This is a genomic window from Moorena sp. SIO3E8, assembly GCF_010692445.1.
Lineage (GTDB): Bacteria > Cyanobacteriota > Cyanobacteriia > Cyanobacteriales > Coleofasciculaceae > Moorena > Moorena bouillonii.
On sequence record NZ_JAAHHM010000043.1, the window covers coordinates 35,030 to 53,539 of the forward strand.

Genomic DNA, 18,510 nt, shown 5'->3' on the forward strand with positions numbered 1-18,510 from the left:
ATGGTTGAGTTTGAATGATTATCCCCGCCTAACCCACCCTAGGATCAAGCGATCGCATTAGTTAGAGATCGCCATCTTGTTATCAAGAATCAGGATCACTTTGAAATCCAGTTCCGTTATGGGCATCAGCTGGAAAATCAGCTGGGTCACCAGGACCTCCAGCAGTTCCACCATCATTGATGGCATTATCAATAAGCGCCGAGTTCCCGCCGTTGCTCAGCCCCATGTTATCACCGCTACTTCCTGCGGCTGCAAGGGTAAGGCTCTTCATTGTTCCATAATTTTTGAGAGTTGGTTCCTCATAAACAAGACTATTCATCTTGTTTTCCATGTTTTCGATGTCAATGGTCATTGGTTTACTCCGTGAGTAGTTTGATTTGTTAAGGCGATAGCCGGAAATTAGTTAAGTACAATTATTCGATTAACTTTAACCAAAGTGATAAGTAAATCGCACAATTAATCATCCTGGCTTCTCGCCTTCTCTGCTGCCATTTAGCCGCAGAGTTTGAAAACTTTTGATACTTTTCTTGTACCGCATTGGTATTTATGTAATGGGATAACTTTGATTTTTGCTCTAACAATAAAGTTTCAATTACACGGCTTTCAGCAGTTTCCATCCTGTTGATAATAAATCCATAAAAATCCACCTTGCTTCTGCGCCGACGAACCTCTTCAGTCAATATATCCTTCATCGCCCTTCGCATTACACCGCGCCCAAAACCATTACAGTATTTCAAATGAGCTGGTGCTGCTAAACACAATTCAATAACTCTTTTATCTAAAAAAGGATGACGAGCTTCGATGCTAACTCCTGCACTAATCCCATCAATTTGTTCGCTAGCTTCCTGCATATTACCGGAAGTTATGCCTCGGTAATGGTTTAAATATTCAGTAGGTAAGTAGCCAAATTGATCATTGAACTCATCTCGGAGTAATTTACCTAATTTAATAGACTTTGCGAGTTGCTTGGCAATATTTGCATTGTAGTTATTACAGTTTAGCATACGAAAAGTGTTATAGATGCTTCGTAAAACAAATTTAATAGTTTTTTTGGTCGAAAAATTCCAGTACTTCCCTGCCATAAACAATAAATTGATATAGTTTTTTATGGCAACTTTTTTAACTAATTCTGTGCCATAAGGCAGAAGATATTGATACAAATCTGATTCAACGTCCTTAGCACTATCAGACTTATTTTGATAACGACCTTCTACTATTTTGAGAAGCTTTTCCCATTCCCCTAATTCCAGTAACTCATGAGGATAATCCGTACCGTGGGAAACAATAGTATCCCCATCATGTCCCGTTAACACCACCCTTGCACCTTGTTGTTTGACCTCCCGAACAATCGCCAGTAACATCGCTGGGGTAGGCATTTGCACTGGTTGGTCTAACCAAGGAGTAACCGTTTGAGCAGCACTAATGGGATTACCTACTTTCGCAACATGATGGTTAAAACCACCCTGGGCCAATACGGTATCTACATAAGCCGTCTCATCAGCCGAAGGCGTATCACAATCAGAATATATCGTTAACAATTCTGCATCACTATCTTTCTCCCGCAACACATTCCGCGCCACACAACTAACGGAAGAAGAATCTACACCACCACTGAGAGTAGAGGCTACTGGATAAGCACTCCGTAGACGACACCCTATGGCCTCGGTAAATCTCTTGCGGAATTCTTCCACATAGTCAGCATCAGTCTTTAACGTCTGCTGTATCTGCTTCGCCTCGGCATCTAAATCCCAAAAAGACTGGGATTCTATCCCTTTCTGGCTCACTTCCATCCAGTGGGCGGGAAGCAGACGCAGAATATCTTGATAGAAAGTATCGGGCTTTAATTTGGCAAACCCACTTAACTGACACAGATAAATACCAACTTTGGCTTCATTGACGTTACGGGGTACTGCATCTAAACAGAATAGTCCTTTTATTTCCGAAGCAAAGACAAACAATTTACCAGGTTGATAGTAATAATAAAATGGCTTAACCCCCATATAATCTCTGGCACAAAACAATAGCTGCTTGCGCTTATCCCAGATAGCAAAGGCAAAGTCACCAATTAGCTTACCCGGACAGTCTCGCCCCCATTTATCGTAAGCAGCCAAGATTAAATTGCTATCAGTAATCTTCTCGGCTGGGCGGTCACTTAAACTCAATGCAGAGATAAGCTCATCTCGGTTATCAATGCGAGCATCCGCTGTCAGTATTAAATTACCAGTGCGGTCTTTTAAAGGTAATTGCTCTAATAACGATTCAGGTGTCGTCCATAACATCCGATGTCCTAAACCTACAGAGCTATCATCGCACCAAACCTCAGCGCCATCTGGTCCCCGGTGCGCCAACACATCCACCATACGCCCGATCTTTTCGCGCTCCACGGGGCGACCATCAAGATTGTAAATACCTACAATTCCACTCATAATCTATAGCGGTTTGCGACAATGTTTACGTACATATTTATGGTTTTTTAGGGAACAGGGAACAGCGATGCAGCGCGGTCTTGGGGGTTTCCCCCACTCGCGCTTTGCATCAAGACGGGAACAGGGAACAGCGATGCAGCGCGGTCTTGGGGGTTTCCCCCACTCGCGCTTTGCATCAAGACGGGAACAGGGAATAGAGCAGTTGGCATCCAACCCAAGTTATTTATTATTGCCAATTAAGAACTGGACTTTATCTTTTTTGCCCCATTTTAATAATTAACTTATAGCAATTATCTATGCCATGAGGTACAAATGGATCCCCCTAAATCCCCCTTAATAAGGGGGACTTTGAGGTTTAAAAGCGTACCTCATAAATCCTATAAATGCTATATCTGCTGTTATAACTCCTTGATCAGAGCACAGCTACTTATAGTGTTTTTGATATTGATGAGGTACACAAAATTTTTCGCACTTCCGACTTTCCTACTCCCTGCTCCCTGCTCCCTGCTCCCTGCTCCCTGCTCCCTGTTCCCTGTTCCCTTTGCTACAGCCTGCTAAACTGAACTCCAAAATGTTTGACGACGCTTAAGGCGCTTGTGAATGCGATTTTTCAATAGCAATACCAGCACAATACTAGTTATAGCGCCATATCCACATGCACCTACAAGAGCAGCAGGTAAACCGTCGATTACAGTTCTCATGCTTAATTCCAATCCTCCTTTGACTGCTCCCCCTAAAGCGCTTGCAGGTATCCACCAAGTTGCATGTTCTGTGAAACGCGCCAACTGAAACCATTGAAAAATTCCAATGATAGTCCATTCTAGGAGTCTGACTAGAACAGTAGCCCAAAATACCTGCACCCCGATCGGTACTCCTCCTATTTCCATGTCTCCTTCAGGAAGCATGGTTGCAATCCAATTCCTAACGCCAAATAATTGAATCAGAATCGAGTAGATCGTCCAACCCCAAATACTGGTAAGTATCCACCAACCCAAATTCCGAATGTATCGCCGCAAAACAAGCCACTGGGTGAGTGCAAACACTGTCTCGAAAAAGAAGGAGAACTCTTCTATCCCCTCACTGACAACGTTGGCTAATATCCACAATGACACCAAAGCCAAATATGAGAGGATGGCGTGTTTCCTAAGATTGTCATTATTCGATTTCAGGTTTTTTGATTTACTGATTTCCATCATTGATCACCCCTCTATGGCTATTTGATGCTTGAGTGCGTTGATTACGAAATACACCACTGAGCACAATTCCTGTCGCCAACAGCCCAATCATTCCCAGGCCATTCCACAAGACATAGATAGGCACAAGCTCTTTCCCCAAGAATCTACCTTCGTGAATCGCCATCATAATCTGTGCATATTTCCTGGGCATACCAAACCAAGTATTGCCGATACGGTAAACGATACCCGTAATCGTAGTGAGCAATAAAGGCAAGAAAAGAATTGGGGCTAGTGTGCGGTGAAGTTTAAGGAGAGTACGTTTTTTCATAATCTACTTCTTTGAAGGGATGACATGGGAGTGAATCGAGAAAGGTCAGTCAGATCACCAATCACGATTTGTCCCTGACTTTCTACCCAAGCATGAGCCTCAAATTGTCCTTGCTCTCCCTTAGCAACGCCAATTCGCAATTCAGCTGAGTAACGACACTGACTCATCAGAGTTTGCGTAGTTAAGGCTCTAGCTAAACACTTAGGATTACCAGGGAGATAACAGCTGCTACGATTGACCGCCTCAACAATTTGGTCTGTGGTAGGGGAATATCGTCGTAACCCTACAGCATTTCCTTGACTGATAATTGCTAAAAGTCGTTGTAAGGTTTTAAATGGCAACAACCACATCCCCAATCTGACTAATGCCAGCAATACAAAGGCTTTGATGAAAAGTTGGCGCTCTGTATGAGTAAGACTTAAGAACTTACGTAGCTGTTTCATCCCCTACCTCAATTAGTCCTTCAGTTTGCATTTCCTGGAGTAATCCCAAAATGTCATTTTCGCATTGCTCACGCTCCACCTGGTACTTTGCTAAAATGGCATCCCGAATTTCATTAACAGTCTTTGGTTCCTGAATCAGATTCCAAACACTGGCACCTACAGCATTGAGACCAAAGTATACTCCAGACTTGGAGTTGAGAATAATCGTTTCTCCAGTCAAATCGGAAGATAACTGTTCTTTAGCTGCTACTACCTTTGAATCAGCTGTTACCATGCTCTACAAAACTCCTTAAACTTAATTTATTTAGCCATAATAAACCGGGTATTCTTGGTCATAAATTACCAAGAATTAAGTGCAATTTTACAGATAATTAGTATCAAAACATACTAATTATCTGACTCTTACACAAAGACAGAGTATAACGAATTATACCAATTACACCTGATGCGATTGCAAAGGCTCAAACCATTAAAATTTCATTTTCAATGGCAGCGCCAAACAGACGGCGAGGATATTTAAAACTAGCTTGGTTTACTTCCAATCCTTGATTTGAATGGCTGAATGCCTTATTATTCCCATGTCATGGAATGGCTTGGAGGTAGTCTAGGAAAGGTTTAAAACATCCTCTAAGACAGATAATTCGTTATTAATTTCAGATTTGCTAGGTTTTCTCCCAAGAAAAACACCATTTAGCTCAGCGGAGTTCTTGGTAGATATTTCCCTTGTAAAATTGGACGGATATAGAAAAAAAATTTTCCGTTAGGTATGTATTAGTTCCCTTAAAACATACCTTTATCTAAGTCAAATCAACCGGAGTCATATCTAACTATACTCAAGATTATGCAGTTTGGGGCTGAGATTATAATATTTTTTATTCTCTTTACATTTGCTTCAGGGTAAACGCATATAACTTTGTATCAAAATTTATAATTATAGCGTTTTTAACCCAGTAATGTAGGGTGGGCAGTGCTTTCGACAGATTCCAAAGCTTGCCATAGGTTTGGTAGGCACTGCCCACCCTACGATCAATCGTAGATTAATCACAATGGTGCCAGATCTCAGATTAAAGGTTTGTACAGGAAATTAACCGGTGATAAACATAGAAAATGGAGGCAAATTACCCATTTATAATTTTCTATCATTACTAGATAAGTAACCATTTAGTATGACTCATTTGTAAGCAGTAACCTTGGTCAATTAGTGTTCCGTATAATCCCGGATGAATGAGTACTATAACTTTCCTGAGTTTTTCATAAAATCCTGACAGAGCTAAAAGTTTTTGAGGAATTTTGCTTAAAGACGCTAAATATAGTTGAGGTCAATTGTCAGATCTGTCTTGAGACGGATGATTTAGATGGTGCCAGCGAGTAGCACTCAGGTTGATGTAGTTGGTGGGCAGTGCTTTCGACAGATTCACGAAGCTTGCCATAGCGTTGGTAGAGACTGCCCACCCTATTTCAGTCCTAAGAGAAGCAAAGTAGTTCATGTAGGGTCGGCAGTGCTTTTGAGGCGATTCCGTTGCTTGCCATAGTTTATGTAGGGTGGGCAGTGCTTAAAGGCGATTCCGTTGCTTGCGATCGCGTAGCGTGACCTACGGTCAATCGCCTTTAAGCACTGCCCACCGGAAGATTAATCTTAGAATCCCCTTTTTTCAAAGAGGGGAAATGTCAAAAAAGTCAGCTTGGCTTTACGGTTCAGACTGTTGCAGCATAAACAAACAGTAAGTGCCAAACAAAATCACTGAAATCATCACAAAGATCAGAGCACCTTCCTGACTGTGCCAATAGTCAAAGGCTGCTTGACTGGAGGGGGCTGCGAGGTGTGCCAGTATCGCTATCCTAATCCCATTGACGATAAAACCCAGGGTAGCAGCAACGATGGGCACAATAATTTTTTGGCTGCCAGAGGTGGGAAACATTACCAGCACAATCACAGCTAGCCCTAGCATGTAGATGATTAAGTTGAGTCCGGAACAGGACGGGACGACTTCGATGCTACCCTTGGGGAGGATAATGTAGGAGTCTTGCAACACGACATTTGCTCCAGAGTACCACAGCAGGAAAGCGGAGAATTTGGCGGTAATCGGAGTGATATTAGGCAGATAGGGCAGCAGAAGTTTGGGAACACCTAGGGTGAAGAGGATGAGGAGTTCTTGCCAATATTGTTTTAAGCCCCGAAAGCCAGAGGCAAGCAGGGCGAGACCGAAGACGGAAATAAAGGGTGAAAAGCCAAGGAATTTTTCGCTAGGGTGAGCACCACTCTTGATAAGAATTCCTGCAATCAGCAATGCACCAAATAAAAAAGGGACAATGCCGCTGCCGAGTTTAAGTTGATAGCGTTTGTCCCAAAGAGTCGAACAGGCTGCGAGCCAAAATACAATGCTAAGAGCAAGGTGAGACGATTTTTCGGCTCTGAGATTGAGAGTTAGGTGAATGGCAATCAAGCCTGCTCCTATTGCTAAGAGCAATAACGCAGGAATGTTTAATTGTTTAACCAGGGAAAATCGAGCCGCTTTCATATCATTGGGGTAGTTTTACCGAGATTGTATTTTAGGCATAAATTTAAAAAAAATATATTCGTAAAATCAATTATTTTATAATTATATATTGCTAAATAACGTACTCAATTTTACATTTAATTTATTTATCTCAATGACGCATTTAGTATGAGCCATTGAGATAATTTTTATTATAAATATAGCTTTTATAGGATTTATGAGGTATGGTTTTTAACCTCAAAGTCCCCCTTGATAAGGGGGATTTAGGGGGATCCCTTTGTACTTCATGGCATAGAGAATTGCTATAATCAAAATCTAGTGTCAAATATGAAGACTCGCAAATAGACCAAATCCCTTAGGCAAAAGAAACTTACCGATCTTTACAGCTCCGACTACGCCATTCGCGATATCCTTAACACCCACTTGCGTCATCTCTTCAACTGAACCATAGGTTTCTAACTTTGGTGTATTCCATTCCTGTTTCATCTCATTAACTCCTTTTTTTTGAATAATTCAACAAGCCAAATAACCCTTATTTGTCAGCAGCAAAGAACTGCAAACATCTTCTTCCACGACTTTTACTAACTCTGATAACAAGCTCAAGTTGCGAGGCCGCCGTAAACAAATCACTTCGCAAGATTGAGCAAGACTAGCACAGCTTTCAAACTGCATCACCTCCCCAGAACTAAATAACTTCATCAACTCCGAATGCTGCATCAAAGCTATTAGTTTTGCTTGCTTTTTCATCGGCTCGCACTTTACCTCGGATCCAGAAGCCAATAAATAAATCCGACTAATCGGTAACGATCTTTGCGGAAAATTTCGTCTTAACCGCAAACCCCGCTTTTCTAACTTTGGATGCAACTGCCACAGGGACTCCCAATCATAACCCAGTACTTCTGCTACCTCCCGACTGATCTTAATTTGAGGAAATCCAGGCGCAAGCATAGCTTTGCCCTCCTCCCAGCTCACTGGAGCTATATCATCGGCAACAACTGCATATCCCTGGGCCTGCAATGCTGCAGCAATCGTTGACTTTCCCTCACCAGAGTTGCCCAAGAACAAAACAGCTTTGCCATCTATTTCTACCGCACTAGCATGAAGTACTAACGGGCTCCGCTGTTGCAGCAAAATCGCCATTACGGTACCCACCAACGCCAGTCGCAGCTTTAACTCATCCACATCCGGTGCTGGAATGACGACAATCTTGCATCCCCCTTGCACCAAAAACACACCTGCCTCCTTGACATAGACGACCGCTTCCTTCCTTTCTACTTGAAGTGCTAAGGGCTGCTCGATTACCTCCTGGGGTACATAGTCAAACACAGAACCCACCTGATCGATAGTGATAGTGACATCGCTCTTATCCTCTGCGGGCACAAACTCCGGAATCGGTAGCACTGAGCGAATCCCTAACCCATAAGCGACGTAGGAAAACCAATTAGAGTCCCTGTGACCTAAAACGTTAGTAAATGGCAACATAAGTCTGGAAGAGTATAGTTTAAAAGTAGCTTTGTTTACTCCCAACCTTGTCTTGATGCAGTCGCTCATGGGGGAAACCACGGCAGTCGCTCATGGGGGAGACCCCCAAGACCGCGCTGCCTCCCCAAGACCGCGCTGCATCGCTTGATTTGAATGACTGAATGTATTTTTATGCCTATGTCATTGAATGGCTTGGAGGTATAGCGCTGCGCCCAAGGCAAGAGCCATGCATGCAAAAGGCAAAAGTTCATGTAGGGTGGCAGTGCTTTCGATAGATTCCGAAGCTTGCCATAGGTTTGGTAGTTCATGTAGGGTGGGCAGTGCTTGATAAAGATTCCGAAGCTTGCCATAGCCTTGGTAGGCACTGCCTAGGCTGTTCACTTTGTCCTAGGGCCCGAGGAAAAAGTTTATGCACTTTTTGTGTAAGGTAACGAGACCGTGGGTCGCTTGCGATATATGGATTGTAGGCTCAGAGCGTTGCTCACGATCCCGGGATGAACAATTAGAACCGAAAAATGCCCAAAATACACAGCCTAGGCACTGCCCACCGTAGGATCAATCGTAGATTAATCACAATGGTGCCAGCTCTCAGATTAAGGGTTTGTACAGGAAATTAACCGGTGCCAAAAAGAGACAATGGATGCAAATTACCCATTTATAATTTTCTATCGTTACTAGATAATTAACCATTTAATTATGACTCATTTATAAGCAGTAAGGTTGATCAATGAGTGTTCCGTGTAATCCCGGATGAATGAGTACTAAAACTTTCCTGAGTTTTTCATAAAATCCTGACAGAGCTAAAAATTTTTGATGAATTTTTCTTAAAGACGCTAAATATATAGCAAAGGGAACAGGGAGTAGGGAGTAGGGAGTAGGGAGTAGGGAATATCCCATCAAAATTATCTCAATTCATTTAGGTTCATGTAGGGTGGGCAGTACTTTTGAGAGATTGACGAAGCTTGCCATCGCCTTAGTAGCCACTGCCCACCCTAGGATTAATCAAACGAGTAGCACTCAGTTCATGTCGTGCAACTACGGTGGGCAGTGCTTTGGACAGATTCCTTTGCTTGCCATCCCCTTGATAGGCACTGCCCACCCTACGATTAATCACTCTTACCTGTTGCTAGCATGCCTATTGCCTGTTCCCTGTTCCCTGTTCCCTTCAAATAGAAATGCTATAGCAATAAAAAAAAATCGGTCAAGCTCTGGTTAACTCCAATGCTTGACCGAATTCTATGGTATTAGCTTCCAAAAGTACAGCTGAGCTGCACTCAAATTTAGATAACTCCTGATCAATTAGTACATTCTGATCGAGTTAGTCAGCTATCAGCTATCAGTTATCAGTTATCAGCCAAAGGCTTGTGGCCAAGGCTGACGGCTGACGGCTGACCGCTGTTCGCGTAGCGTGCGCGTAGCGCATATGCTTACGACAAAACAACCTTCACTATTCATTGTCGCCAGGGCGTAAAACCCTGGCAAATTCCTATCCTAGTCTACGTAAAAATAGCGAATCAAAAAGGTCATAACCTCACCAGGCTTTCCGGTAGGCTCCGGAGTGCTCCACTCGTCGGGATAGGCGTATTTAAGGGAATAAATGGCATAAATTGTCTTCTTAACCTCCTCAGGAGAACCGATCAATATGTGCTTGACTTTCTTAGATTTGCGACTTGGGTTTTCAGAGTTCGGATTAATGTTTTTGCTCATTGGAAACTATACCTTTAAACTGTGTATAATATTAATCTATTAATAAATTAATTATTTGTCAAGGGGTTTAGGAATTTTTTTTATTACGAAATATGCAGATAATTTGGGAAGTGTGGGAAGTGTGGTGGGAAGGGTAATAAGGAATAATAAATAGTTTTTATTTTTATACATTTTTGATATAATTAATCGTAGGGTGGGCAGTGCCTAAGACAAATTGTCAACCTTTGGATAGGTTGACTAGGCACTGCCCACCGACAGAGACTTAACTATAAAAAACTATAAATTAATAAGATTAATTGTAGGGTGGGCAGGACAGGTAGGGCAGTGGTAAACAGGCAATGGCCACCCTACAAAATGCGTACGCACTGTGAGTTTTGGGAAATGTGTAATTAATTTTGTTCACCTTCTTAAACAAAAATAAATGACTGAAGCGCCAAATCGCACCATCCCATCAGGATTGCCTGGAGGCACTCCTAGGGGTAAGAAAACTGAGGTTAACTCCCGTGCTAGCAGAGAGATGCAACGTCAGCTAAGACGAGAAAATGAATCTGCCACAATCCTTGCCTTAATGGGATATGATGTAGAACAGAATCCACCCACTCTTCCCAATGGCAAAAACCCTGACTACAAAATTGAGGGGCAAATATTCGACCATTACACCCCACCCACTTCCAACCCAGACCAAATTCGTAAAGGTATAAGTAGAAAGGTCAAGAGAAGACAAGCAGAGAGAATTGTACTTAATCTTGATGACACCAATGTAAATCCTGATGAATTACAGGATATTCTAGCCAGAAAACCAATCGACAATCTTAAGGAGATTATTATGATAATAAATGGTAAGGTTATCCCATTTTTTCCCTAGCCTTTGTACAGACAGGAGAGATTAGCATGGCTTTAGATTTCGACCTAGAGATGGTAACTGAGCTTAAGCCTCAACAAGCCTTAAACATCTTAGCTACAAAGTTAGCTTTAGAGTGGCGACAAGACAACTTAAAAGCATCAGGAATACTTATTAATGCTGATGTAGAAGATCGATGGGAACAAGATGTTACTGAGGAAAACTTTGGTTTTCGACCTACTTTAGTTGTTGGTTTTCGGATTAATCCCAATCAAGATTATGAAGGGGGCTTGCGTACTCTGATCCGAGCAACCATAACTTTGCTACAGCAGACTGTCGGAGAAGCTGTTTTGCTATTTAATTATGAAACGGTTGTATTGCAGCGCTTGGGAGATAAATTAATCTTAAATGAAGAGATGCTGGAGCCTAGTATTATTTCTGAAATAGACCAGTTTAAATTAACCTATGAGTTACAGGTTTTCCCTTGTTCTGCCTGATGTAGATTAACCGTGGCTAGTTTGGCTTTTTGGAGGCAATGCTCACCCTACAAAATGCGATTGACCGTTCGCGCAGCGTCGGGCAAAGCCCGTGCATGTCACGCTTCGCTCCGGAAGCTTCGCTTCCGCGCTTATGCGATCGCACTTGTCACTTCATCAGCTCATCTACTTCTCCTGCGTCTGGGAATTGGGGCTGGTGTAGTGGGTTGGTATGCCTTAAGTCCATGATCACCAGTAAGAATCTCCACCTGGCAACCAGTTTTTGCGTAGAATTCTGCTACAGTTTTGATGGTAGCATCACCTATTGAAACTTTTTGTGCTGCGAGTTGAGACCATTCGACTGCTAATTTTTTCAGTCCTTGAGCGTCCCAAAGCACTGACTGATCCGTGAAAGCTGCCCAAGGTGTTTTTTCATCTGCTGCTTTTTCCATAATCTCAGCTAAAGCTTGGGCAGTTTCATACCTTTTTGTTCTAGCTTGAGCAATATGATTACCAGTTTCAATAATAGCAGCCAAGGGTAGTACAAACGTTGTCGATGCTTTTTCTTCTTTTTCCAAAAGCTCAACAACTCGCTGCTTATTCCATTTATTATTACCAGACCCACAAGTCTCTTTTCCAGGAACTTCTAGGTAAACGCAGAGAATCGATGTATCGATAATCAGAACCTTCCTCATATCTAGCGTGGCTTAGGATCAGAAATATTCCTTTCAATAGCTCCTTTAGTCACTAGGTTGCCCAAGGAACCAGATGCCATCAATTTAGGTAAATTATCAATAGTTTCTAGAAGCGTGAGTGTGCTTTCTCCAGTTTCTGAATCCCGGTGTGCTACAACTACGAAGGGAATCATTTCTGGTCCTAAAGCATCTAGCAAAGCCGGATTGTGAGTAGTGACTAATATGTCGATTTTTCTTTTTTCTCCAATTTCTTTGAGCATGGTTATCAGCAGATGTAACCGAGATGGATGCAATCCATTGTCTACATCTTCAATTACTAATTGACTCCCTTCTGGTCGTGTGATAAGTGCGGTAATAATTGCTAAGAAATGCAGGGTTCCATCTGACATTCCTCGGGCATCAATTTCTGTAGTTTGACCAGGTTTCCATTGTTCTTTACAGTAGAGCATAGCATCTGTACCAAACTTTCCTACTGGTTCCGCCCAAACTTCCTGTATATCTCGTTCTGGCAGATATTTCAAGTAAGCAGACACGGTTGAGTCAAACTCGTCTTTTTGCTCTTTAGGTAATGCGGCTAGCACACCAGCAATATTAGAGCCATCACTTTCAATGCGATCAGAAAGCGGTGAATAGTTCCGCATTCTGGCCGGAATAGGATTAAAAATAAAAATATTTTCTATAAGTGTACAAAGGTTTAAGATTACATCCCTAACATCGGCATGGGAGTCTATTTCCCTAAGTCTAGTTAAAATAGAATTAGAACCTTTCCAGTATTTTTGCAAAGGAATTTGTTCTTGCTCCGGCAATTTAACCTGAATACCTTGGTCTTGAGTTCTAGGATAAGATATTTGGAGCAAACTAGTTTGAGTAGGTAGTTGATTACTATCTGGTGAATAGACCTGGCGAATTAGAGATTCATCAGATAACTGAACAAGTGCTTTGGTTTGTACTGTAATACTATAAAGGTAATCTGTTTCATCATCTTCTCCCTCAACCACAACTTTCAAGGTAAAGTTAGATTTTGGCTTGAGTGACGCCCACTCTACTCCACCTCGAATCCCAGGAAACGTAGCATCCCCTGCCAAAGCGGATCGAATCTCCTTGCCAAACACTATTCGTTTTAAAAATTCCAAAGCATCAATTAGATTAGATTTTCCACTAGCATTCGTCCCGATTAACACAGTCAGGGGATCAATCGGGAGTTCTGCATAACGGAAGCTTTTCCAATTTTTCAGGATAAGTTTCTTAAGCATTTCCTACCTCAAACCTTTCCCAGGCACTGCCTTGATAACCAAAGGTGAACAGGTCTGGATGCAAAATTTCAGCTATCATTTCTACTGAATCGACTAGTCTTGGTCCTGGACGATTGAAATACGCATTACCATCAGTAACAAAAACCTTCCCCTGGCGTACCGCTTGCAAACTTGACCACTGGGAATGGTGAGCCATCTGTTGGGTTTCTTGTTTTGTGCGTTCCAAATCAAAGCCGCAAGGCATTACAATAATGACCTCTGGATCAGCTTTTACTAAAGCATCCCATTCCAGATAGGGCGAATGTTTCCCTAAAGCCCCAAACAGAAGATTACCACCTGCAATGGTCACTAATTCAGGAATCCAGTTACCAGCAGCCATGAGCGGATCAGTCCACTCGATGCAAGCAACAGTAGGGCGGTGATTTTCCGACATTTCCTGTGTCTTTTGCTTACAGGTTTCGACACGAGACTGTAATTGGTTCAGTAGAGAGTGTGACTCTACTCCCAGGATGGTAGCAACTCGCTCAATATCTGCCCAAACTTCTGTTAGCAAGTTTGGCTGCAAGGAAATTATCTGAGGCTGGCTATTAGTAAGGTTCGCAACTGCTTTCTCCACCACATCGAAGTTGACAGCACAGACATCACATTGATCTTGAGTAACAATGTGGGTTGGTTGCAGTTGTTCTAAAACATCAGTTTTTACTTGGTAAATACTCAAGGCACGTTTTACCAAATTGTTTATATCATCATCAATCTGGGCACTAGGTTTGTCGCTATTGATTTGAGCCTCGGTGCAGACAAGTCGATTTTTGATGGTTGCGGGATAGTCGCATTCGTGGGATCGCCCCACAATGGCATCAGCTAATCCTAAAGCTGCCACAATTTCCGTGGCACTGGGGAGCAGAGTAACAATTTTCAGGTTTTGTGAAAGCATAGTTTAGACGTAATGAAATTCAGGAGATAAACAGTCAATAATAGGGAACAGGGAACAGGGAACAGGGAGTAGGGAGTAGGGAGTAGGGAGTAGGGAGCGAATGCATCTCTTGTAGGGTGCGAAGCATGAAATGTAACGCACCATCTATAGCATAAAATGTAACGCACCATCTATAGCATGAAATATAACACATCATCTATTTACATTACTCAAAATCAACGAGTTAATAGTACAAGGAATGGCATAAAAAAAACAAGTGCTTACGCCGATATTGTAGATTGGTTTGAGGAAAAAAAACTAACAAATAAGTTTATCCTTATGTTATATTGAATAATAACATAAGGATAAACTTATTAACGAAAAAATGACAATCAACACTTCCCTAGAGGAAAGGCTAACAGCCATAGAGGCTGCGATCGCGCAGTTACAGAAGCAAGTTTCGACCCCCCAGCCGATGAATTGGCTACAACAAATTACAGGCTCTTTTAAAGATGAACCGGCATTTGAGGAGGTGCTGGGTTATGGACGAGCCATACGCCAAGGCGATGAATCTATCCTCGAAGCGCAAGACGAACCATGAAATATTTGTTGGATACGGATCATCTAAGCATTATTCAGCGGAGAACAGGAAAGGATTACGATAACCTTTTGAGACGTATGAATCGCTATCCACTGTCGGATTTTGCAGTATCAACAGTAACATTTCATGAGCAGATGCTAGGCTGTCACGCTTATATTAATCGGGCTCGTAACACCAATGATGTAGTAAAAGGTTATGAAATGATGGTACGACTCGTCAGCGATTTCAAGGTATTACCCCTCGTCTCGTTTGATGCCGGTGCAGCTTTGAGATTTAATCAATTACAATCCCAACGAATTCAACTGGCAAAGATGGATGCGCGAATTGCTGCCATTGCACTATGCACGTGAATTGGTTTTGTTAACTCGTAATCATCAAGATTTTGATAAGGTACCAGGATTATTGCACGAAGATTGGACTGTTGAAAATTCGACATAAAATGCGTACGCTTTTGTAGGGTGGGCAAATAGACATGATTCCTAATTAAATTGCCAAACTTTCAATATTTGCCCACCCTACCATGCTGACCGCTGAATGCTTACAAATTAACCAACACCATAGTCCGTATATTGCCGAAATTCTGGTGCTTGAAACCCCAGCACAATATCTTCCTTTGCCACCCCTCGATCCACAAGTTTTTGGGCTATTCTCATTTCCGTCATATTTTGTTCAATCCAAATCTTTCCCTTCTTAATATCCATATGTAAAACACAACCATAGACCCGCCGATAGCCATCCCATCCCACAGTCATTACCATGTAGTGGTCTTGTTTGGTATCAAAAACCGTGTAGCAATCAATCACTCCATTGGCGATAGGAATGGCAGCATAATCCGTCAACAACGACTGAATGTTCTGGCGATAATACTCTAGGGTATCCATTTTACAATTACCTCTTGACTCGGGTCATAAATGATTTGTTTAATCTGATATCTCTCTACTGAAATTTGGGCAAATTCTCGCTAAAAAAAAGCTTGATAAGCAATCACTGGCACGGCTAAATATAGAATACGAGTTGGATCATTGATTTCTAAGGCAAGCCGATAATTCAAAAACTGTCCTAAGGCAGCATGGTAAGCTGTCAGTGGCGACTCACTCAAAAAGGTTTTAATCTCAACAGCAATTTTTTCTTGGCCTCGCTCTGCTGCTAACAGTTGCTCCGCACCTAAATCAATTTCAAACTTGGTTCCGCCTACTTCCAGTCGCAACGGATCATCAGTAATCTTCCACTGCTCCTTTTCTAGGGCGATTCTAACCGCAGCATGAAATTTATCTTTGGCTGCCATTGTTATCTTTTTATAGTTTACTTTCAATCATAGAACAATTTACATTCCAGGGCGATCGCTGATAGTAGACCCCTTGCCAAAGTAGTTTTCTGATACTGTTCTTTAGGCAGTCGCTCATGGGGGGAACCCCATCAGTGCCATTCGGCTATATGATCATTAGGTGACATTTGCCGACTATTTAAGATTTAGTCAAGCTCATGGGTAATCTACGACAAAGCCAAACCAGAAAGGCACAAGATCGAGATCAGTCAATAGTATCGGGAAGTAGGAAGCCAACATACCACCCCATCGAGGAACTGCAAGGGATAATCGGTAACCAAGCACTGGGTCAGTTAATTAAATCCCAGCCCAATAAGTATGGACAAGTTCATCGAACCCAAGATCCTCTGCTGAATAGTGTTTCCCCTGTTAGTGGGCAGTCAATTCAGCGAATGCCAATGTTTCGGGGACTTTCCCATGAGTTAAGGGGCAATTGGCAGCAGGGGAATTTAGTGCAGGCGAAGCTGACTATTGGTGAAGCTGGGGATAAGTATGAGCTTGAAGCTGACCGAGTAGCATCGGAAGATGTAGACCGGATTAACGCACCTATCCCGAATAAAACCGGATTACCAGATAAGCTCAAAGCAGGAGTGGAAAACCTGTCAGGATATTCACTGGATGATGTCAGAGTTAATTATAATTCCCCCAAACCGGCGCAGATACAGGCACTAGCCTATACCCAGGGGAAAACGATCGAGGTGGGTCCGGGGCAGGAGCGACATCTGCCCCACGAGGCGTGGCATGTGGTGCAGCAAATGCAGGGACGGGTCAAAGGTACCACCCAAACGAAGGGTATCATGGTCAACGATGAGAAAAGCCTAGAACAAGAAGCTGACCTGATGGGAAGACGAGCAGTCACACAAGCAGAAGTTCCCAAACCGGCATTGAAAAAGACTAATCCCCAGCACAGGTTGTCGACTTTGGCTCATCAAACTTCATCGATTCAGTGCATGAAACCAACGGATCCAATAAGAAACGATGTTGGGATTGTAACCTTCGATCAGTACTTGGATAACTTAGTTTATGTTCTGAATGAAGTGTTTGATTCTCTAAGAGAAATTGATGAAACGCAACTGATAAAAAAGATAATCAACGAACTTGGTATTCTTCCAATGATGCTAATTTCACGGGTCAGGTCTATGAAATCGTGGAAAGAGTTCGCGAGGAAACAGTTACCCGATGTCAAGAAGGTATTCGAAAAGGGATTGAATTTAGTTTCATTACAAGCCGAGGAGGAGAACTATAGTTTTCAGAAGAGTGGTCAATTAGCCAAAGCTTTAGAGAAGCTATATCGTTTGCATATTTATATGGAGGGAATAGTTACCTTACCTGAGAGACAGAAACAAAGTGATCTAGAGCTACCTGAAACCGGAAAAAGTACGAAGTTAAAAGAAGGAGTTGCTAAGATAGCGGGATCAAATGTTGTTGCTGCTGCTGATACTGCCCAGACAGGTACTGGTGTAGCTTCAGGTGGTATAGGTCTGCTAGAAGCAGCTTCAGAAGGTATAACAGGACCGGCAGCAGCATTAGCCAGTTCCACACCAAGTTTCACATTAGGTGGAATTAGTGTTGGTTTTGGTCTGCTCGGTACCCTAGTTGCATACAAAAATCGTAAAGATGCGCGTAAAAGCAAAGCTCAAATCAAATCTCTTGAAGATAGATATACAGAACTCAAAGGATCAACTTTTACAACTGCAGCTTACACAAATAAAAAAGCAGGCAGTAAAGTGGCTCGATCGAGTAACGATATGATATCAGGCTCATCTGCAACGGGAGCAGGAGCAGCAGGACTAACAGCTGCCGGTTTCACAGTTGCAGGACTAGGAGCTGCTACAGCTACTGGCATAGGGGCAAGTGTAGTTGGTGTGATTGTTGGATTAGGCGCTTTGGGGCTTCTCGGGTACAGAATATTTAAGAGGATACGTCATAAGCAACCTAGTTATATTGAAAAAGAGCTAATAGCAATGTGGAATGATTCAAGTCAACGGCAGTTCGCTGAATACATCATAAAGGAGCATTTAGATATGTCGATTACTCAGCCTCCTGATGAAAAAGAACTAAAGAGGGCAATAGAGCAGAAGAACGAGAATATACGTTTATGGGCTGCTAAAAAAATTGTAGAAGAGTCTATAAATGGTAGCCCATTGGACCGGGCATACGCAGAGGCACTTATAGGTTCCTTAGGAGTTGATCCAAATATACCGGACACAGATAAACTTATGTAAGCATTCAGGTGTAGAGATTGACAAAGTCACCCCACTCACTTCAAAAGCGGAATCAGAGACAATTCGTGAGAACGCTGCCTGACTGCTAAGGACACAGCCTGACTCAGGAACTTTATGGTATTA

The 18,510-nt window shown here is 42.4% G+C and carries 23 protein-coding genes and 1 pseudogene; 5 read left to right on the forward strand and 19 right to left on the reverse strand.

Going from position 1 to position 18,510, the window contains the following annotated elements; all coding sequences use genetic code 11:
• Positions 1-82: 82 nt before the first annotated feature.
• The 14 genes from F6K46_RS19170 to F6K46_RS19235 all read right to left on the reverse strand — a co-directional run bounded on the left by F6K46_RS19170 (position 83) and on the right by F6K46_RS19235 (position 10,059).
• On the reverse strand, positions 83-352 hold the full coding sequence (locus F6K46_RS19170) for a hypothetical protein (protein ID WP_293058537.1): 270 nt from the start codon (positions 350-352) through the stop codon (positions 83-85).
• A 61-nt stretch (positions 353-413) separates the two neighbouring features.
• The gene (locus F6K46_RS19175; protein ID WP_293058540.1) at positions 414-2,426 is read right to left on the reverse strand and encodes a lasso peptide isopeptide bond-forming cyclase; all 2,013 of its coding nucleotides are present in this window, start codon (positions 2,424-2,426) and stop codon (positions 414-416) included.
• A gap of 47 nt (positions 2,427-2,473) precedes the next feature.
• Complete coding sequence (locus F6K46_RS19180; RefSeq protein ID WP_293058543.1) at positions 2,474-2,635, reverse strand: hypothetical protein; 162 nt, start codon at positions 2,633-2,635, stop codon at positions 2,474-2,476.
• A 345-nt stretch (positions 2,636-2,980) separates the two neighbouring features.
• Positions 2,981-3,622, reverse strand: a complete 642-nt coding sequence (locus F6K46_RS19185) for a hypothetical protein (protein WP_293058546.1) — start codon at positions 3,620-3,622, stop codon at positions 2,981-2,983.
• On the reverse strand, positions 3,606-3,929 hold the full coding sequence (locus F6K46_RS19190; protein WP_293058549.1) for a hypothetical protein: 324 nt from the start codon (positions 3,927-3,929) through the stop codon (positions 3,606-3,608). Before F6K46_RS19190 ends, F6K46_RS19185 begins: the two co-directional genes overlap by 17 nt.
• Positions 3,926-4,372 (reverse strand): lasso peptide biosynthesis B2 protein, encoded by a 447-nt coding sequence (locus F6K46_RS19195; RefSeq protein ID WP_293058552.1) that lies wholly within the window; start codon positions 4,370-4,372, stop codon positions 3,926-3,928. The genes F6K46_RS19190 and F6K46_RS19195 overlap by 4 nt, the downstream gene beginning before the upstream one ends.
• The gene (locus F6K46_RS19200; protein ID WP_293058555.1) at positions 4,356-4,646 is read right to left on the reverse strand and encodes a PqqD family peptide modification chaperone; all 291 of its coding nucleotides are present in this window, start codon (positions 4,644-4,646) and stop codon (positions 4,356-4,358) included. The genes F6K46_RS19195 and F6K46_RS19200 overlap by 17 nt, the downstream gene beginning before the upstream one ends.
• 1,414 nt (positions 4,647-6,060) lie before the next feature.
• A complete protein-coding gene (gene crtA / locus F6K46_RS19205; RefSeq protein WP_293058558.1) occupies positions 6,061-6,891 on the reverse strand; it encodes a cyanoexosortase A in 831 nt (276 codons plus the stop codon).
• A 300-nt stretch (positions 6,892-7,191) separates the two neighbouring features.
• The gene (locus tag F6K46_RS19210; RefSeq protein WP_293058561.1) at positions 7,192-7,356 is read right to left on the reverse strand and encodes a lasso peptide; all 165 of its coding nucleotides are present in this window, start codon (positions 7,354-7,356) and stop codon (positions 7,192-7,194) included.
• 27 nt (positions 7,357-7,383) lie between these two features.
• On the reverse strand, positions 7,384-8,352 hold the full coding sequence (locus F6K46_RS19215) for a hypothetical protein (protein WP_293058563.1): 969 nt from the start codon (positions 8,350-8,352) through the stop codon (positions 7,384-7,386).
• Between the two features lie 180 nt (positions 8,353-8,532).
• The gene (locus F6K46_RS19220) at positions 8,533-8,733 is read right to left on the reverse strand and encodes a hypothetical protein (RefSeq protein WP_293058565.1); all 201 of its coding nucleotides are present in this window, start codon (positions 8,731-8,733) and stop codon (positions 8,533-8,535) included.
• A 324-nt stretch (positions 8,734-9,057) separates the two neighbouring features.
• Positions 9,058-9,252, reverse strand: a complete 195-nt coding sequence (locus F6K46_RS19225) for a hypothetical protein (RefSeq protein WP_293072871.1) — start codon at positions 9,250-9,252, stop codon at positions 9,058-9,060.
• A 73-nt stretch (positions 9,253-9,325) separates the two neighbouring features.
• Positions 9,326-9,466, reverse strand: coding sequence for a hypothetical protein (locus F6K46_RS19230; protein WP_293058569.1), 141 nt, complete (start codon positions 9,464-9,466; stop codon positions 9,326-9,328).
• A gap of 377 nt (positions 9,467-9,843) precedes the next feature.
• The gene (locus F6K46_RS19235; RefSeq protein ID WP_293031541.1) at positions 9,844-10,059 is read right to left on the reverse strand and encodes a hypothetical protein; all 216 of its coding nucleotides are present in this window, start codon (positions 10,057-10,059) and stop codon (positions 9,844-9,846) included.
• A gap of 421 nt (positions 10,060-10,480) precedes the next feature.
• Between F6K46_RS19235 and F6K46_RS19240 the strand changes: the two genes are divergently transcribed.
• Together F6K46_RS19240 and F6K46_RS19245 are read left to right on the forward strand one after the other, a co-directional pair.
• Positions 10,481-10,924, forward strand: coding sequence for a hypothetical protein (locus tag F6K46_RS19240; protein ID WP_293058573.1), 444 nt, complete (start codon positions 10,481-10,483; stop codon positions 10,922-10,924).
• 26 nt (positions 10,925-10,950) lie between these two features.
• Positions 10,951-11,397, forward strand: coding sequence for a SitI3 family protein (locus F6K46_RS19245; RefSeq protein WP_293058576.1), 447 nt, complete (start codon positions 10,951-10,953; stop codon positions 11,395-11,397).
• Between the two features lie 161 nt (positions 11,398-11,558).
• On the opposite strand, the gene F6K46_RS19250 is transcribed toward F6K46_RS19245, so the two are convergent.
• From F6K46_RS19250 to F6K46_RS19260, 3 genes are read right to left on the reverse strand one after another with little or no spacing between them, the layout of a single operon-like run.
• Positions 11,559-12,071, reverse strand: a complete 513-nt coding sequence (locus tag F6K46_RS19250; RefSeq protein ID WP_293058579.1) for a hypothetical protein — start codon at positions 12,069-12,071, stop codon at positions 11,559-11,561.
• A 2-nt stretch (positions 12,072-12,073) separates the two neighbouring features.
• Entirely contained in the window at positions 12,074-13,324 is a 1,251-nt protein-coding gene (locus F6K46_RS19255) for an AAA family ATPase (RefSeq protein WP_293058582.1), read from the reverse strand.
• On the reverse strand, positions 13,317-14,258 hold the full coding sequence (locus F6K46_RS19260; protein WP_293058585.1) for a cobalamin-binding protein: 942 nt from the start codon (positions 14,256-14,258) through the stop codon (positions 13,317-13,319). Before F6K46_RS19260 ends, F6K46_RS19255 begins: the two co-directional genes overlap by 8 nt.
• Positions 14,259-14,622: 364 nt before the next feature.
• Between F6K46_RS19260 and F6K46_RS19265 the strand changes: the two genes are divergently transcribed.
• Together F6K46_RS19265 and F6K46_RS19270 are read left to right on the forward strand one after the other, a co-directional pair.
• A complete protein-coding gene (locus F6K46_RS19265) occupies positions 14,623-14,838 on the forward strand; it encodes a hypothetical protein (protein ID WP_293058592.1) in 216 nt (71 codons plus the stop codon).
• A 68-nt stretch (positions 14,839-14,906) separates the two neighbouring features.
• Positions 14,907-15,188 (forward strand): hypothetical protein, encoded by a 282-nt coding sequence (locus F6K46_RS19270; protein WP_293058595.1) that lies wholly within the window; start codon positions 14,907-14,909, stop codon positions 15,186-15,188.
• Between the two features lie 195 nt (positions 15,189-15,383).
• Here F6K46_RS19270 and F6K46_RS19275 read toward each other — a convergent pair whose 3' ends face one another.
• Together F6K46_RS19275 and F6K46_RS19280 are read right to left on the reverse strand one after the other, a co-directional pair.
• Positions 15,384-15,719, reverse strand: a complete 336-nt coding sequence (locus tag F6K46_RS19275; protein WP_293058598.1) for a XisI protein — start codon at positions 15,717-15,719, stop codon at positions 15,384-15,386.
• A pseudogene (locus F6K46_RS19280) lies at positions 15,707-16,123 on the reverse strand (XisH family protein). Before F6K46_RS19280 ends, F6K46_RS19275 begins: the two are co-directional and overlap by 13 nt.
• Positions 16,124-16,320: 197 nt before the next feature.
• Between F6K46_RS19280 and F6K46_RS19285 the strand changes: the two are divergent.
• The gene (locus tag F6K46_RS19285; RefSeq protein WP_293117248.1) at positions 16,321-18,387 is read left to right on the forward strand and encodes a DUF4157 domain-containing protein; all 2,067 of its coding nucleotides are present in this window, start codon (positions 16,321-16,323) and stop codon (positions 18,385-18,387) included.
• The last annotated feature ends 123 nt before the right edge of the window (positions 18,388-18,510 follow it).

Excerpts from the sequence above, each read along its gene's own strand:
- F6K46_RS19260 (WP_293058585.1), bottom strand. The coding sequence starts at position 14,258 with ATGCTTTCACAAAACCTGAAAATTGTTACTCTGCTCCCCAGTGCCACG.
- F6K46_RS19245 (WP_293058576.1), top strand. The coding sequence starts at position 10,951 with ATGGCTTTAGATTTCGACCTAGAGATGGTAACTGAGCTTAAGCCTCAA.
- F6K46_RS19180 (WP_293058543.1), bottom strand. The coding sequence starts at position 2,635 with ATGCCAACTGCTCTATTCCCTGTTCCCGTCTTGATGCAAAGCGCGAGT.
- crtA (WP_293058558.1), bottom strand. The coding sequence starts at position 6,891 with ATGAAAGCGGCTCGATTTTCCCTGGTTAAACAATTAAACATTCCTGCG.
- F6K46_RS19195 (WP_293058552.1), bottom strand. The coding sequence starts at position 4,372 with ATGAAACAGCTACGTAAGTTCTTAAGTCTTACTCATACAGAGCGCCAA.
- F6K46_RS19285 (WP_293117248.1), top strand. The coding sequence starts at position 16,321 with ATGGGTAATCTACGACAAAGCCAAACCAGAAAGGCACAAGATCGAGAT.
- F6K46_RS19190 (WP_293058549.1), bottom strand. The coding sequence starts at position 3,929 with ATGAAAAAACGTACTCTCCTTAAACTTCACCGCACACTAGCCCCAATT.
- F6K46_RS19170 (WP_293058537.1), bottom strand. The coding sequence starts at position 352 with ATGACCATTGACATCGAAAACATGGAAAACAAGATGAATAGTCTTGTT.
- F6K46_RS19210 (WP_293058561.1), bottom strand. The coding sequence starts at position 7,356 with ATGAAACAGGAATGGAATACACCAAAGTTAGAAACCTATGGTTCAGTT.
- F6K46_RS19240 (WP_293058573.1), top strand. The coding sequence starts at position 10,481 with ATGACTGAAGCGCCAAATCGCACCATCCCATCAGGATTGCCTGGAGGC.
- F6K46_RS19235 (WP_293031541.1), bottom strand. The coding sequence starts at position 10,059 with ATGAGCAAAAACATTAATCCGAACTCTGAAAACCCAAGTCGCAAATCT.
- F6K46_RS19175 (WP_293058540.1), bottom strand. The coding sequence starts at position 2,426 with ATGAGTGGAATTGTAGGTATTTACAATCTTGATGGTCGCCCCGTGGAG.
- F6K46_RS19185 (WP_293058546.1), bottom strand. The coding sequence starts at position 3,622 with ATGATGGAAATCAGTAAATCAAAAAACCTGAAATCGAATAATGACAAT.
- F6K46_RS19275 (WP_293058598.1), bottom strand. The coding sequence starts at position 15,719 with ATGGATACCCTAGAGTATTATCGCCAGAACATTCAGTCGTTGTTGACG.
- F6K46_RS19255 (WP_293058582.1), bottom strand. The coding sequence starts at position 13,324 with ATGCTTAAGAAACTTATCCTGAAAAATTGGAAAAGCTTCCGTTATGCA.
- F6K46_RS19215 (WP_293058563.1), bottom strand. The coding sequence starts at position 8,352 with ATGTTGCCATTTACTAACGTTTTAGGTCACAGGGACTCTAATTGGTTT.
- F6K46_RS19265 (WP_293058592.1), top strand. The coding sequence starts at position 14,623 with ATGACAATCAACACTTCCCTAGAGGAAAGGCTAACAGCCATAGAGGCT.
- F6K46_RS19200 (WP_293058555.1), bottom strand. The coding sequence starts at position 4,646 with ATGGTAACAGCTGATTCAAAGGTAGTAGCAGCTAAAGAACAGTTATCT.
- F6K46_RS19250 (WP_293058579.1), bottom strand. The coding sequence starts at position 12,071 with ATGAGGAAGGTTCTGATTATCGATACATCGATTCTCTGCGTTTACCTA.